A 15,319-nucleotide genomic window follows, 5' to 3' on the forward strand; every position below is an offset into this window, starting at 1 on the left:
CAAATGGCCATCATCACAGAAGATATCGTAGCCTCTTACAACGACTTCTACACCGATAGCGATGTAGAATGGCGTATGCTTGGTGCAAAATCCAAAGCAAAAAACCTGATAGAGGTGTGTCAGGGAATTCAGCCAAATAAGGTATTAGAAGTAGGCGCGGGAGATGGCAGTATTTTACATTATTTAAATGAGTGGAACTTCGGCTCAGAACTCTATGCGCTGGAAATTGCGGATAGCGGTGTTGAACTGATCAAGAAGCGAAATCTGAGCAGATTAAAGGAGGTTAGCCGTTTTGATGGTTATAGCATTCCTTATGCAGACGACAGCTTTGACCTCGTGATTCTGGCCCATGTTTTAGAACATGTAGAGCATGAACGCGTATTACTAAGAGAGTTAAAGAGAGTAGCCAAATATCTGGTGATTGAGGTACCCTTAGACTATCGTTTTGGCGTAGATCGTAGGATGAAACATTTCCTGGATTACGGCCATATCAATATGTACACGCCTACTTTAATCAGGTTTCTATTGCAAAGCGAAGGTTTTGTAATTGAAGCGGATAAAACCTCTCTTACCCCTATCGACACCATTAAATTCTGCGAATTTAAAGTTAAGAAAACACCAAAAACGTTACTTAGTGTGTTAAGAATTGAGCTGGAACATCGGATTAAAAATCTGCTAGGTGCCCTTCTTGGAAAAAACAAAAAGGAACAATTTGGGAACGCTTATACCGTTCTCGTTAAAAAATCAAATCAAAATCTGGAGATCTTCTAATATGCAGCTTTTTGCACCCATTGCTTTATTTGTTTATAACCGTCCGCAACATACCGAACGTACCATAAAATTCCTTCAACAGAATCAATTGGCGTCCGAGAGTCGGTTATTTGTGTTTTCGGATGGCTTTAAATCCGAGGAAGATCAGGCGAAAGTATTAGAGGTGCGTGACTTACTAAAAAACATAGAAGGTTTTAAATCGGTAGAGGTGATCGAACGTCCAGAAAATATGGGATTGGCCAATTCGGTAATTGCAGGTGTAAGCCGACTGGTAAAAGATTACCAGCAGGTGATTGTCATGGAAGATGACCTCATCACCTCTCCCTTTACCCTAACCTATTTCAATGATGCGCTAAGTCGCTATCGCACAGAAGACAAAGTGATGCACATCGGTGCTTACATGTATCCCCTGAAAGATAACAATCTTCCTGAAACCTTTTTTTACCGCGCAGCAACCAGCTGGGGCTGGGCAACATGGGAACGTGCATGGCAACATTTTGAACCGAATATTGATACTTTAATGAATCAGTTTGATGCGCGGAAAAAGTCTGACTTTTCAATTGAGCATAAAATGAATTTCTGGAAGCAGATGCAGGATTTTAAAAGTGGAAAGAACAATTCCTGGGCGATCCGCTGGTATGCTTCCATCTTCTTAAAAGGAGGATTGACCCTAAATCCCTCACAATCACTGGTCAATAACATCGGACATGATGGTACGGGAATTCATTCCGGCATCAACGACATTTACAATGTGATCATCAATCCTAAACAAATCCAGGAATTCCCTACAGAAATTAAAGAAAACAAAATGGCCTACGAGACCATTAAAAGCTTCTTATCTACCCGTAAAGGCAGTTTATGGGAAAGAATCAAAAGATACGTTAAACAACGTTTGGGATAGTTTATACTCAAACGCCAGGCCTGTATTTCAAGGCAAAATCCTATACTAGCCCCAGAAACTTCTAGATCTAAGGTTTAAACACCTCCAGGAATACCCTGAAAAGTAATGCAGGACACGCAGAAATGAATCCTAATGAAAACGAGTATCATTTGAGAGCTGATAGGCCCTTAGAATGGTTTATCCAGACTTCTAAACCTAGGAAACCCCTAGCAAACACGCCATACCCCTCCTTTAGTTGCCTCCTGAATTTAACCTCAATATCGGAGCTACAGAGTAACATTATGCCCCCTAATAGTTAGGACACAGCAATACCATGCAGCAATTGGTTAGTTAGGCAGAAGTGTTAAATGATATGGGTTCGGTACCTCAGAACAGTTTAATCCCAGATGACCAGCTGATCTCTTTGCGCCGTTTTTATTCTGGTATACTCATTAAGTTTCTGCTGAATCTTGTATTTCAAAGGCCTATCCTCCGATTGATAGTCTTGATACAACATCAGTCCGATTTGAGATCCTTTCTTAACTAATTTGGTTCTATACGCCAAATCCGCCTTATCTCTATCCATCAAAACCAGGTTTTCCATTTTAGCTAAAATCTGTTGGTTCTTTTTCCAGGAATCAATCGCGCATCGTTTGATCAGTTGGACTTTCTCCTCCCTGCTCATCTCCCAATTTATATTGTAGACCTCCGTAAACAGGTTTTCATTCTTGATAAATTCTTCCCTTAGCACACTATATTCCTGTTCCTGATAGATTGGCGAAAAACGCATGACGCCGAAACCCAGGCCTAATACCAATACAAAGGCGAAAGCAGACCTGTAATAAATAGAAATTTCATGTTTAAAATATGCCGGGTTATACAATAAATAGCCCAATACAAATCCGGATATTAATCCTCCGAAATGTGCAGAATTATCTATTTTTTCACCAGTCAGGCCATTTATCAGCATAACAGCGGTTACAATCAGGGTACTGATTAGGAGCGCTCTATTCGCATTTTTTTCAAAAGCATTACTGATGAGCAGGGCTAGAAAAGCACCAAACATGCCCATGATCGCACCTGATGCTCCAGCCATAAAACCGATTTGATGATTAATTACACTAATCAATCCACCACAGATACCACTTAACAGGTAAACGGCCAGTGTTTTCCAGCTGCCCAGCTTATTCTCGACCATCAATCCGATATAAATGAGGGCGTACATGTTAAAAAACAAATGCCAGAAAGAAAGATGAATGAATTGGTGGCTGATTAAGCGCCAGATTCCACCTCCCAACACTAGTTTTCTTGAATTCGCACCCATGTCCACAAGAACCCTATCTGCTACCTCTCTTAGGTCAAAATCGATTAGCCCCATTTCCTTAATGAGATAAGCGCGTTGCATAAACAGCCCTAAAATCGCCAGGTAGTATAGAATATTTAAGATCAAAAGAATAGGTGTTACCAGATATCCCTTCCTTGGGATGAAGAGGTAGAGTACATTTTTGATCTTATTTTTTATCGCTAATGGTGCTTTTTCAAAATACTGGTCGTCCTGAGTAGCGATATGGGCATGGAATTGTGTGAGTCGATCCTCCCAGACTTCTTTCAAATGAAACTGAACATACTCAAACTCATCAAAGAACTTTTGAAGGTTCTGATCGTTTTTTCCGTAATCAGTAAACAGGAGTTGAACACCTACACATTCGCTTTTGACAATGGCAAAATTTAATATGACACGTATGGAGATCTCCTCACTATAGGATTGTAAGGAAATACCGGTATAGGCAATTAAGCCCGATTCGGAGACATGGCTCAACTTCCAACCGAGGTTTTCGATGGCTTGATGTGCAATAATCAGGTATCGGTCTGCAGGGTATTCTCCTAGCGGTATGTATTTTTCAACTTTAGGTGAATAGCCCCAACTTAATCCCATATGGTGTTTACAATTTTCTTGCTTCTAAGATAATGTAAGGAGAGAGCATTTTCGAATTAAAAGGAATTATTTTAGTAAAAACTTTTCCTACAAACCACATAGTTTTCTTTAAAAGACGAACACTTAATGGTTTTTGCTGTTCATTTTCAAGCCATAAGCTGAAATTACCAAAATATCTGGATTGCACCAATTCCAACCCCGCCTGCTTGCAAATGTTAGCCAGCAACTTTGGATCCATACAATCGATGTTATGTTTATCATAATTCTCGCGGTCAAAAGACTTTTGGAACCAGCCATTCAGAGCTTTAAAATTCGGCAGAGTGATGAATAAGGTTCCACCAGGTTTTACAAAAGCAATATGGCGGTTGATGATATCGGCGGTATCATTAAAATGCTCGATTAGTCCGCAGGATAACACCAGGTCAAACTGTTGGGTAGGCTGGTAGCTGAACAGGTCTGTCTCAATGATATTGATATCACTTGGTTTCAATTGATTGGCTTCCAATAAGGCATTGGTAACCGGCTGATGCACGAAATAATCTAGTAGGGTGACATCCAGCTTAAAATATTTTTTCAGAAATACAGCATAGTATCCTGGAAAACCGCCGAGTTCAATTGCTGTTCTTACCCCTCGTTTGGTGATGATCTCGCCAAGTTCCTGATGAAACAAGTAATTCGATGGAATATTAACCGTCAAACCGGCTTTACTTTCCCAATAATTTACCCAAAACTGTCTGTCGGTTAACAGGTTTTCCATATGATATTTTTAGCTATTATAGTATTTTAGGAGCTGTTGTTGCTGAATTAATTATTTTTAAATACCTGATTTATTGTCATATTAGGATCATAAACCATTTGTAAGCTTACAGCTTAGGATTGTTTCAATTTTTAAATTAATTTTAGCGGCATACAAACCGGCTCTTCTAGTTTGGAACGAAAATACAGAAGAATTTAACAATAACCGCTAATTTTGATAGATTGAAAGTAGTTCACCTAAATACATACGAAGGAAATGGCGGCGCCGGAAGGGCTTGCCTGAGGCTAAGTGATGCACTAAAAGCGCATGACGTAGATTCTGAAGTGATGGTTTATTTTCAATTTAAAGAGAGTAAACTAACTACCGCTTTCAACAGGAGCCCTTTTCAAAAAGCAGTGGCTATTTTTAAGATTCTGGCAGAACGGTACTTGTCGAAAGCTTTTTCTAAAGCTTTAAAAACTCCTTTTTCCTTGCAATGGTTTGGCAGATCTGTTATTCATCACCCAAAAGTAAAAGCCGCAGATGTGATTCATTTACATTGGATCAATCATGGCTTTTTATCCCCAAAGTTTCTGGCACAACTTGATGAACTGGACAAACCAGTGGTTTGGACTTTTCATGATAGCAATGCCTTTACGGGTGGTTGTCATGTGCGTTACTCCTGCGAAAATTACCATAAAGAATGTGGAAATTGTCCGCTGTTAAAATTTAGCGGCAAAGATGATTTCTCCCATAGGAACTGGTTACAAAAGAAAAAAGCCTATTCTGAGCTAAATTGTCACATTATAGCACCAAGTCATTGGATGGCCGATTCTGTGAAATTGAGCAGTTTACTGGGAACAAGAGCGGTTACCGTGATCCCAAACACGATTGAAACGAAGGTCTTTAAACCTTATGTGAAAGCAGAAGCAAAGAAAATATTAAAGATTAACCCGAATAAGTTTGTCATGATGAGTGGCTTTATGCCTTCAAAAAATGACAAGCATAAAGGAACTTCCTACCTGATTGACGCATTAAACGACCTGGCCGGCAGACCTGGGATTATAAAAGAAAACATTGAGTTGGTCATTTTCGGTAATAAAGACAATGTCGATATGCCGGAATTCCCATTTAAAACGACATTTCTGGGAACCATCAACAACGACAATCACCTGGCCAAATGTTACTCTGCCGCAGATGTGTTTATTACGGCTTCTCTGGAAGACAATCTGCCCAACACGGTAATGGAGAGTCTGGCTTGCGCAACGCCTGTGGTGGCCTTTAAAACAGGTGGCATCCCCGACATGGTGAAACACCTTGAAAATGGATATTTGGCGGAATATAAGTCTTCGGAAGACCTTGCCACCGGGATTGAGTGGTTGTACCACGATGAAAACGCCCCTGATATTCAAAAAGAAGCCAGAAGAACGATATTAACTGAATTCTCGGAAGCAGTTATTGCAGAAAAACACTTATTATTGTATCAATCCCTGATTAATTCACAGCCCCATTAATTTTAGCCCTTACTCTATGCAACCAAAGCTCAGTGTCATCACCATCGTTTATAATAATGTAAAAGATATTGAGCGCACGATGCTTTCTGTGTTGAATCAGACTTATCCGAATATTGAATATATTTTGATCGATGGAGCCTCTACTGATGGTACCAAAGACACGATTTACAATTATAAATCCCGCCTGGCACAGTTTATTTCCGAGCCTGATAAGGGAATTTATGATGCCATGAACAAAGGTCTTGCACTGGCTACCGGTGATTATGTGCTGTTCATGAATTCTGGAGATGAGATTTATGCGCCGGTAACAGTGGCCGAAGTATTTGAAAGTGCTTCTGCGGCCGATATTTACTATGGCGAAACGGAGATGTATGATGAAAACTGGCATAGCCTCGGACAAAGAAGACATCGGGCGCCGGAAACGTTTAGCTGGAGAAGCTTTAGGTATGGCATGTGTATTAGTCACCAGGCAATTTATGTGAAACGCAGCCTAGCGGGACCTTTCGATTTGCAATATAAATATAGCGCAGATATCGACTGGATCATCAGGGCAGCAAAAAATGCTTCCAGCATTGTCAATACACACAGTTATGTGGCCAAATATCTGGTTGGCGGAATTTCAAAAAAGAAACACATGGCAAGCTTGAAAGAGCGTTTCAAGATCTTTACCAAATACTACGGTTTCGTCCCGAATGTTATCAACCACCTGTTTATTGCGATTAACTTAGGGCAATATTATATCCGCCACCGTCGTACAAACGACTAAGGATATAAAAAAAGGGAAAAGCTTTTACACTCTTCCCTTTGATATATTTATTTTGATCTGTTAAAGAACCTCTTTTGATTTTAACCGCTTAGAAAACTAAGGATTTGTAGACCACAAAGCGGCTTCTTTCACAAAAACTCTGCGGTTTAATTTCAATTGAGAAACTACCAGTTCTGCAAAATCTTCTGCCTGCATCACGCGATCAGGGTTACCGTCCGTTAATTTCAGGTCGATTGCCATATCTGTAGCCACTGTACTAGGCACCAAAGTCGTTACACGAATGTTGTGTTTGCGGCCTTCCTGCATTAGCGATTCAGACATTCCAATCAATCCGAATTTAGAAGCACTGTAGGCACTGGTTACTGCTGCACCATTTTTTCCTGCAGTAGAAGATACGTTGATAATATCACCAGTTTTTCTTTCTATCATTTCTGGAAGCACGGCACGGGTTACATAATAAGGACCCAATAGGTTCACTTTAATGATTTCTTCCCATTTCGTTGGTTCCAATTCCATGAAAGATCCAAAGGCACCGATACCGGCATTATTGATCAGAATATCAATAGGGCCCAGGTCTGATTTTAAGGATTCAATGGCGGTATTTACTGCATTGATATCGGAAACATCCATAGTCGAAATTGCGGTTTTAACACCGTATTGCGCGATTTCTGCAGCAACTTTCTCTAAATCAGCAACCGTTCTTGCAGCTAAACCTACGTTCACACCTTCTTGTGCTAATGCGATGGCAATAGCACGTCCAAGTCCTTTTCCGGCACCGGTAATGATTGCATTTTTTCCTTTCAATGATTCCATGTGATCTTGTATTTATTATGTTTTATATGGCCCAAAATTAAGAAAAAAGAACTGCCTGGGCAGATTTGCTCCTGACTTATGACTTCTAAATAGAAAAAGCCTCTAAGCAATATGCTTAAAGGCTTTTTCTGAATATCGCTAATTCTAAAGAATTATACGTTTTTGTTGTTTTTACGTGCTGCTTCAGTTAAATGAATCTTACGTAAACGCATGCTCAATGGAGTAACTTCAATGTACTCATCAGCCTGGATGTATTCCATAGCTTCTTCAAGAGAGAACTTAATTGCCGGAGCAATACGGTTGCTATCGTCAGTACCTGAAGCACGCATGTTGGTTAAAGCTTTACCTTTAACAATGTTAACTACTAAGTCATTGTCACGGATGTGCTCACCCATAATCTGACCTTCGTAAACATCAACACCTGGATCAACGAAGAAACGTCCACGATCTTGTAGTTTATCAATTGAATAAGCAGTAGTACTACCTTTTTCCATTGAAACTAATACACCGTTTAATCTTCCAGGGATTGTACCTTTCCAAGGCTCATAAGCTTTGAAACGGTGAGCCATAATCGCTTCACCACCTGTAGCAGTTAATACGTTATTTCTCAATCCAATGATACCACGTGCAGGGATTTCAAACTCTAAATGTTGTAAATCTCCTTTAGGCTCCATGATCAACAATTCACCTTTACGTTGTGTTACCAATTCAATTACTTTACCAGCAACTTCACCAGGAACGTCAACGATTAAAGTTTCAATAGGCTCACATTTCTTACCATCAATTTCTTTAATGATAACCTGTGGCTGACCTACCTGAAGCTCATAACCTTCGCGACGCATAGTCTCGATCAATACTGATAAATGGAGAATACCTCTACCATATACTAAATAAGCATCTGGAGATTCTGTTTCAACCACTTTAAGGGCTAAGTTTTTCTCCATCTCTTTGTAAAGACGTTCTTTGATACGTTGAGACGTTACAAATTTACCTTCTTTACCGAAGAATGGTGAGTTATTGATAGTGAACAACATGTTCATCGTTGGCTCATCAATTTTGATAACAGGCAATTGCTCTGGTGCATCAAAATCAGCGATAGTATCACCGATATCAAATCCTTCAATACCTACTACAGCGCAGATATCACCAGATTTTACTTCAGTAGCACGGATTTTTCCAAGACCTTCGAAAGTATATAATTCTTTTACTCTTGATTTTACAGTTTTACCATCACGTTTGATCAAAGTAACCGGTTGGTTTTCTTTGATTGAACCGCGGTGAACACGTCCAACTGCAATACGACCTACGAAAGATGAATAATCTAAAGAGGTGATTTGCATTTGTAATGTACCTTCATTTGTTGGTGCAGGTGGAATGTTAGCTACAACAGCATCTAATAAAGCGAAGATATCTGTAGTAGGTTTTTGCCAGTCTGTACTCATCCATCCTTGTTTAGATGAACCGTAGATTACAGGGAAATCTAATTGATCTTCTGTAGCCTCAAGGTTGAAGAACAATTCAAAGATTTGCTCATAAACCTCTTCAGGACGACAGTTTTCTTTATCTACCTTGTTTACAACAACGATTGGTTTTAGACCAAGAGCCAAAGCTTTTTGTGTAACGAAACGAGTTTGAGGCATTGCACCTTCAAACGCATCACACAATAACAATACTCCATCAGCCATTTTCAATACACGTTCTACTTCACCACCAAAATCGGCGTGACCAGGGGTATCAATAATGTTGATTTTTACATCTTTATACATAACAGATACGTTTTTGGAAACGATGGTAATACCACGTTCACGCTCCAAATCGTTATTGTCAAGTATTAAATCTCCCGATTGTTCGTTATCACGGAAGATTGAACAAGAGTGTAAGATCTTATCAACCAGTGTAGTTTTGCCGTGGTCAACGTGTGCTATGATAGCTATATTTCTTATTTTTTGCATAAAATGCGTGTAAATTTTTGCGCAAAGATACAGTTTATTATCGACATATCAATCAATTAGTTAAGACCAAATAATGAAAAATTACCTTGGTTTATAATCCCATCGTAATGACCGTTTTATTATAAAGCTTTATTGTGCCTACAACTGGGAATTCGTACTTTGTAAAGGCTTACATAAAAGGCCGCTATTTTGCTGTAAAAAATATTGAAGCCTTTCCCCCTTTCCGAAAAATAAATTATTCCTTAAAAAATAAAATGATGAAAACAGCAGTGATACTTGGTGCCAGCGGCCTGATCGGATCGAGTTTATTAACGCAATTACTCAATAGTCCGGATTATGGACGTGTACTGATCCTGGTTAGAAAAAAACTAAATCAGGAACACCCGAAACTGGAACAACTGCTGGTGGATTTTGATCGGCTAAATGATTATGCCAAGGAAATAAAGGGGGATGTGGTATTTTGTTGTCTGGGGACCACCAAGAGTAAAACCCCGAATCTGGAACAATACCGTAAAATCGATTACTTGTACCCTTTAGATGCTGCCGCAATTGCGCAGGCAAATGGAGCTAAACAGTATCATTTGGTCTCTTCTATGGGTGCTAATCCGGATTCCAGAATCTTTTATTCCCGTACAAAAGGAGAAACTGAACGTGACCTTCAAAGTATTCCATTCCAAAGTATTCACATCTACAGGCCTTCTTTATTGGATGGTGAGCGTAAAGAACACCGTAGTGCAGAAGGATTTATGATTGCTGTAATGCGTGTTTTAAACCCCCTTTTGATTGGAGGCCTCCGTAAATATAGAAGCATAAAGATTGAAAATGTGGCTTTAGCGATGTTGAAAGTCTCATTAGAAAACAAGGAAGGGGTGTTTATTTATCCTTCAGATGAGATTTTTGCCATTGCTGGCCCTAGTCCTTCCGAATAAAAAAAACGCTTATAAATATTCTTTCCTTTGCATTACAAATAACTTTTGCGGCCAAAAGCCCAACATAAAAAGGCAGGTAGAACTTTAGACCAGGTCAATACGTCGTGCTTCCCTCCTACCATTTCATAATAAGTAATGTCTTCAGGGCGCTCATATCCTTTTTTTAGCAATTCTTTAATGACATCAATCGTGTCATCAATAGAATCGATGATCCTATTGTGGTTTCTATCAGCAGTCTCATCCTCCGTACCGGTCATGAGCCAGAACTTAAGCTCCGGCTTTCCCTCGCTTTCCCGAATCATGCGATGTAAAATACGGTCGTTATCCGTGTATCCATCCTTAAGGTCTTTGTCCCGCCACCAGAATGCACCTGAAAACACCCCTGTCAAATCAAAATAACTGGAATTGTTCCAGGCAATATCGAATGCTGAAATCCCTCCTAGCGAGCATCCTGCGAAACCCTTTTTACCATTAAATGGCATTCCAATTTGCTCCTGAAGGTAAGGTAACAACTCAGTCATTACAAAATCCTGATACAAACTTGCCATTGAACCCCTACCCAAAAAATCCGGGATACCTGCTATCCCATACTCCTGAACACGGTTTTCTGAGGCATGAATCGCCACCACCACTAAAGGTTCCAGCTTATTCTTTTCATTAAGTGCATTCAACGTATCCTCAATCCCCAAAGCAATCGCATCTTGCCCATCATTGAAAAGTAGCAGATTTAAGGTTTCATTTCCCAGTAAATTTCCAGGGATAAAAAGCTCAATAACAACGGTTCTTTTTAATAGCGTAGACGTAATGGCATTCTGACTTCGGGTAACTTTGGAAAGTAACATAGCAATAGTATATCTGCAAAGGTACCAATCCTTATAACACATCGACAAAACAGCTCATATTTTTACTTAACTGACAGATTTATAGAAAGAAATGCAAATATTATCTTGTGTTTGAAAATAGTTTTTTATACCTTAAAGCAGCTAATTTCCTTGTTATGGTCGAAACCTATAAAAAGTGGCATAGTCCACATCTGAGCGGAGATTTTGAGCTGTTAACCTTCGGAGAAAAAGGCATTCCCATTGTCCTTTTTCCAACAAGTATGGGTCGCTATTTTGAGCCTAAAGACTTCAAACTAGTAGAATCGGTGCAACAGTTCATAGAAGCAGGAAAAATTAAGATTTATTGCGTAGATAGTATCGATAAATTAAGTTGGTACAATAAAGGTATCAGCCCTGCTGATCGAATCCGGAACCACATCTGGTATGACCAGCTGTTGCTAAAAGAACTGGCACCCATTGCCAGACAAGAAACCGGACTCGAGAAAATCATTACGGCAGGCTGTAGTTTCGGAGGTTACCATGCGGCCAATTTTGCTTTCCGCCATCCATGGCTGGTGAGCCATGTGTTCAGTATGAGCGGCATATTTGACATTCGTGGTCAGCTGGACGGATTCTATAATGATGATGTTTATTTCAATAATCCAGTCGACTTCTTACCTCATGATCAAAACCGGGAATTATGGAATATGAAAATTGTACTCGGAACAACAGATCGGGATCCTTGTAAAGCGGACAATGAAAGACTATCAAAAATATTAACTGAAAAAGGAATTGACCATTGGCTGGATATCCGCGAAAACGCAGATCATGACTGGCCCATCTGGCGGGAAATGTTTCCAGATTACATTGCTCAACTCTAAGGATTAGCTCAGCGATAAAGCCCAATGAAATAGTCCTGTACAATATCAAGCCTGATCACATCAGTAAATACCTGAAAACGCATTAACCATCTTAATAAACAATATGGAATGATTAAAAAAGCAAAAACACCTATCAAATCACTATAAAACAGAACATTGACCTTGTTTTATTGTTTAAAAGACAACGGATTTTTAACATATAATTCAAGTAACATTTCAACATTAGCAAAGTAAAAAAGATGAATTAAGGACCATTATCGTCTAGGAATCCAGCGAAAACCTATAAAAACCTCTAACGAATGAAAAAAATCGGAATCTTATACGGGCAGGAAAGATCCTTTCCAGCGGCCTTTGTGAAACGTATTAATGAAATAGAAGGAACAGATATCATCGCAGAATCTGTAAGTATTGACAAGATTTTTCAAGCAACTCCTTTGGATTATGCGGTTATCGTTGATCGGATCTCTCAGGACGTTCCTTTCTATCGCGCAGCCATGAAAAATGCGGCTATAACCGGAACCGCCGTGATCAATAACCCATTTTGGTGGAGTGCCGATGAGAAGTTTTTCAATAACGCATTGGCTGTAAAACTGGGGATCCCAGTCCCAAAAACTGCTTTAATCCCATCTTACGATCAACCTGAGGACACTTCTGATGCGTCTTTTAGCAACCTCACCTTTCCAATGGATTGGGAAGGAATTTTTGAATATACGGGATTTCCCGCCTATATGAAGCCCTTCGACGGTGGTGGATGGAAGGAAGTGTACAAGCTAACGGATAAGGAAGATTTCTTCGACAAACACAGTAAAACCAAACAAACTGTCATGATGCTCCAGGAAGAAATCGTCTTCGAAGAATATTTCAGGTGTTATTGTATAGGGGGGAAGTATGTGAAAATTATGCAATATGAGCCGAGAAACCCCGCTCATTTACGATACGCGGTCGATAAAGCGCCCTCAAGTGATCAGCTCCTGAAAACCATTCATAATTACGTGATTCAGCTGAATCAATACTTAGGTTATGACTTCAATACCGTAGAATTCGCCGTTAGAGATGGGATTCCTTATGCGATAGACTTTTGTAACCCTGCCCCAGATGCAGATGTATTAAGCGTAGGCCTGGAAAACTTTGAATGGGTGGTCGAAACATCGGCCAGATATGCCATCGAACGCGCAAAAGCGCATATAGAAGGTCAGGATAACCTAACCTGGGGAGAATATATCAGAACTTCAGCTACCGGAAAGCCCTTAATTAAGCACATAGCGGTTTAAAAAGAAAGATAGTATCAATAGAAAACATTATTGCATGAATTGAAAATGCTAAATAACAGCCTCCATAATATTTAGCCTTAAATAACCAGGTCTCAAAAGCTAAAAACTAAAAGATGAACATTTTTACACTTGGTGTAGAGGAAGAATACATGGTAATCGATCCTGTAACCCGCGAATTAACTTCCCACGATCAAAAGATTGTAGAGGCAGCACAAAAAATACACAAAGACCAGGTCAAGGCAGAAATGCACCAGGCGGTAGTGGAGGTTGGCACCGGCATCTGTAAAAACACGGCAGAAGCCCGTGCGGAAATCTCTCAGTTACGGTATACGGTCTCACAATTGGCCGGAGAACAAGGCCTAAGGATTGGCGCCGCCGGAACACATCCTTTTTCACATTGGGAAAAACAATTGATCACCGAACACCCAAGGTACAGCGAAATTGTAAATGAACTCCAGGAGGCCGCAAGGTCCAATCTGATCTTTGGACTGCATGTACATGTCGGCTTCCAATCCAGAGAACTCGCTATTCATATTGCCAATCAGGTGCGCTATTTTTTACCGCATGTATTTGCCTTATCCACCAATTCCCCTTTCTGGGAAAGTAGGAACACTGGCTATAAATCTTTTCGAACGAAAATATTTGATAAGTTTCCGAGAACAGGTATTCCGGACATTTTCAATAGCATTGAAGATTATGATAACTATGTAAAGTTATTGATCAAAACCAATAGCATTGATAACGCTAAAAAGATATGGTGGGACATTCGGGTACATCCATTTTTTGAGACAATAGAGTTTAGAATTTGTGATTGTCCAATGTTAATTGATGAAACAATGGCATTTGTAGCCTTATTTCAAGCATTATGTGCCAAGTTATATAAGCTTCGCCTGCAAAACATGAAATTCATCAGCTACTCCAGAGCTTTAATTAATGAAAACAAATGGAGAGCAGCACGATATGGCATCGATGGGAATTTGATTGACTTTGGAAAAGAAATGGAGGTCAACTGCAGGAATCTGGTATTAGAATTACTAGACTTTGTAGACGATGTAGTAGACGATCTGGGATGCAGGGAAGACCTGAATTATGTACATACGATTCTAGCAAATGGCACAGGTGCAGACCGCCAATTGGCTGTTTACGAACAAAATGGTAACTTTGAGTCAGTGGTTGATTATATTACCACCCAAACATTAATAGGTGCCAGATAAAATGAATAAGGATAAAAACAACATAAGGGTTGCCGTAATTGATATGAATAATGGCGTTGCAAATCAAGGGATGCGCGGCATACAGGAAGTATTGATCCGTTACCAAAAAGAAACCGCGACCAACCTTTCTTTTGATATTTTTGATTTGAGGTTGAAAGGAGAAATTCCTGATGTAACATACGACATTTATATTTCCAGTGGCGGTCCAGGAAGTCCGTTTGATGGGATTGGAGAACAATGGGAAAATGATTTTTTTGCCTTGATGGACGAACTCGAAGCTTTTAACCTGCAAAATGAACATCAAAAGAAACATGTTTTCCTAATTTGTCATTCTTTTCAAATGGCTTGTCGGAAATTTGGTGTAGGCAAAGTAATCAAAAGACGCTCTACCGCATTTGGTATCTTTCCAATTTACCTGACCGAAGAGGGGGAGAATGACCCCATATTTAACGGATTGCCAAATCCTTTTTATACGGTAGACAGCAGAGACTGGCAGGTCATCAATCCGGAAGACATCTTCTTTTCAAATAATGAAGCCGAGGTATTAGCTCTGGAAAAAGACCGCCCTCATGTAGACCTGGAACGTTGTGTGATGGCTATACGCTTTACCCCGGAAATTGTAGGCACACAGTTTCACCCGGAAGCAGACCCTGTTGGAATGAAATTATATCTACTACAAGAGGACAAAAAGCAAGCGATTATTGAAAATCATGGAGAAGAAAAATATCTGGATATGCTAAATAGCGTAGATGATCCAGATAGAATTACCTTAACGCAAAGCCTGATTTTACCAAACTTTTTAAATGAAGCTTTGAACGCCTTACAAGAAGCATAA

At 39.7% G+C, this 15,319-nt stretch carries 14 protein-coding genes; 9 read left to right on the plus strand and 5 right to left on the minus strand.

Going from position 1 to position 15,319, the window contains the following annotated elements:
* Positions 1 to 3 precede the first annotated feature (3 nt).
* Together R2S10_RS12295 and R2S10_RS12300 are read left to right on the plus strand one after the other, a co-directional pair.
* On the plus strand, positions 4 to 771 hold the full coding sequence (locus tag R2S10_RS12295) for a class I SAM-dependent methyltransferase (protein WP_316840736.1): 768 nt from the start codon (positions 4 to 6) through the stop codon (positions 769 to 771).
* Between the two features lies 1 nt (position 772).
* Positions 773 to 1,672, plus strand: a complete 900-nt coding sequence (locus R2S10_RS12300) for a glycosyltransferase (protein ID WP_316840737.1) — start codon at positions 773 to 775, stop codon at positions 1,670 to 1,672.
* Positions 1,673 to 2,048: 376 nt separating this feature from the next.
* Here R2S10_RS12300 and R2S10_RS12305 read toward each other — a convergent pair whose 3' ends face one another.
* Entirely contained in the window at positions 2,049 to 3,587 is a 1,539-nt protein-coding gene (locus R2S10_RS12305; RefSeq protein ID WP_316840738.1) for a rhomboid family intramembrane serine protease, read from the minus strand.
* Between the two features lie 7 nt (positions 3,588 to 3,594).
* Positions 3,595 to 4,344: a class I SAM-dependent methyltransferase gene (locus R2S10_RS12310; protein WP_316840739.1), complete on the minus strand. Its 750-nt coding sequence runs from the start codon at positions 4,342 to 4,344 to the stop codon at positions 3,595 to 3,597.
* Between the two features lie 221 nt (positions 4,345 to 4,565).
* On the opposite strand from R2S10_RS12310, the gene R2S10_RS12315 reads away from it, so the two are divergent.
* Together R2S10_RS12315 and R2S10_RS12320 are read left to right on the plus strand one after the other, a co-directional pair.
* Positions 4,566 to 5,837: a glycosyltransferase gene (locus tag R2S10_RS12315; RefSeq protein WP_316840740.1), complete on the plus strand. Its 1,272-nt coding sequence runs from the start codon at positions 4,566 to 4,568 to the stop codon at positions 5,835 to 5,837.
* A 16-nt stretch (positions 5,838 to 5,853) separates the two neighbouring features.
* Positions 5,854 to 6,603 (plus strand): glycosyltransferase family 2 protein, encoded by a 750-nt coding sequence (locus R2S10_RS12320; RefSeq protein ID WP_316840741.1) that lies wholly within the window; start codon positions 5,854 to 5,856, stop codon positions 6,601 to 6,603.
* Between the two features lie 96 nt (positions 6,604 to 6,699).
* Here R2S10_RS12320 and R2S10_RS12325 read toward each other — a convergent pair whose 3' ends face one another.
* Both R2S10_RS12325 and typA read right to left on the minus strand, forming a co-directional pair.
* Entirely contained in the window at positions 6,700 to 7,416 is a 717-nt protein-coding gene (locus tag R2S10_RS12325; protein WP_316840742.1) for a 3-ketoacyl-ACP reductase, read from the minus strand.
* A 152-nt stretch (positions 7,417 to 7,568) separates the two neighbouring features.
* Positions 7,569 to 9,368: a translational GTPase TypA gene (gene typA, locus R2S10_RS12330; protein WP_316840743.1), complete on the minus strand. Its 1,800-nt coding sequence runs from the start codon at positions 9,366 to 9,368 to the stop codon at positions 7,569 to 7,571.
* Positions 9,369 to 9,622: 254 nt separating this feature from the next.
* Between typA and R2S10_RS12335 the strand changes: the two genes are divergently transcribed.
* Positions 9,623 to 10,297 carry an oxidoreductase gene (locus R2S10_RS12335; RefSeq protein WP_316840744.1) on the plus strand — a complete coding sequence of 225 codons (675 nt, stop codon included), beginning with the start codon at positions 9,623 to 9,625 and terminating at the stop codon, positions 10,295 to 10,297.
* 32 nt (positions 10,298 to 10,329) lie between these two features.
* On the opposite strand, the gene R2S10_RS12340 is transcribed toward R2S10_RS12335, so the two are convergent.
* On the minus strand, positions 10,330 to 11,139 hold the full coding sequence (locus R2S10_RS12340; protein ID WP_316840745.1) for an alpha/beta hydrolase: 810 nt from the start codon (positions 11,137 to 11,139) through the stop codon (positions 10,330 to 10,332).
* Positions 11,140 to 11,294: 155 nt separating this feature from the next.
* On the opposite strand from R2S10_RS12340, the gene R2S10_RS12345 reads away from it, so the two are divergent.
* From R2S10_RS12345 to R2S10_RS12360, 4 genes are all read left to right on the plus strand, one after another.
* Positions 11,295 to 11,999 carry an esterase family protein gene (locus R2S10_RS12345; RefSeq protein ID WP_316840746.1) on the plus strand — a complete coding sequence of 235 codons (705 nt, stop codon included), beginning with the start codon at positions 11,295 to 11,297 and terminating at the stop codon, positions 11,997 to 11,999.
* A gap of 299 nt (positions 12,000 to 12,298) precedes the next feature.
* Positions 12,299 to 13,270: a hypothetical protein gene (locus R2S10_RS12350; protein ID WP_316840747.1), complete on the plus strand. Its 972-nt coding sequence runs from the start codon at positions 12,299 to 12,301 to the stop codon at positions 13,268 to 13,270.
* A gap of 113 nt (positions 13,271 to 13,383) precedes the next feature.
* Positions 13,384 to 14,484 carry a carboxylate-amine ligase gene (locus R2S10_RS12355; RefSeq protein WP_316840748.1) on the plus strand — a complete coding sequence of 367 codons (1,101 nt, stop codon included), beginning with the start codon at positions 13,384 to 13,386 and terminating at the stop codon, positions 14,482 to 14,484.
* 1 nt (position 14,485) lies between these two features.
* On the plus strand, positions 14,486 to 15,319 hold the full coding sequence (locus R2S10_RS12360) for a glutamine amidotransferase-related protein (protein ID WP_316840749.1): 834 nt from the start codon (positions 14,486 to 14,488) through the stop codon (positions 15,317 to 15,319).

Origin of the sequence: Pedobacter gandavensis (assembly GCF_032678745.1) — a bacterium.
Taxonomy (GTDB): Bacteria; Bacteroidota; Bacteroidia; order Sphingobacteriales; family Sphingobacteriaceae; genus Pedobacter; species Pedobacter gandavensis_C.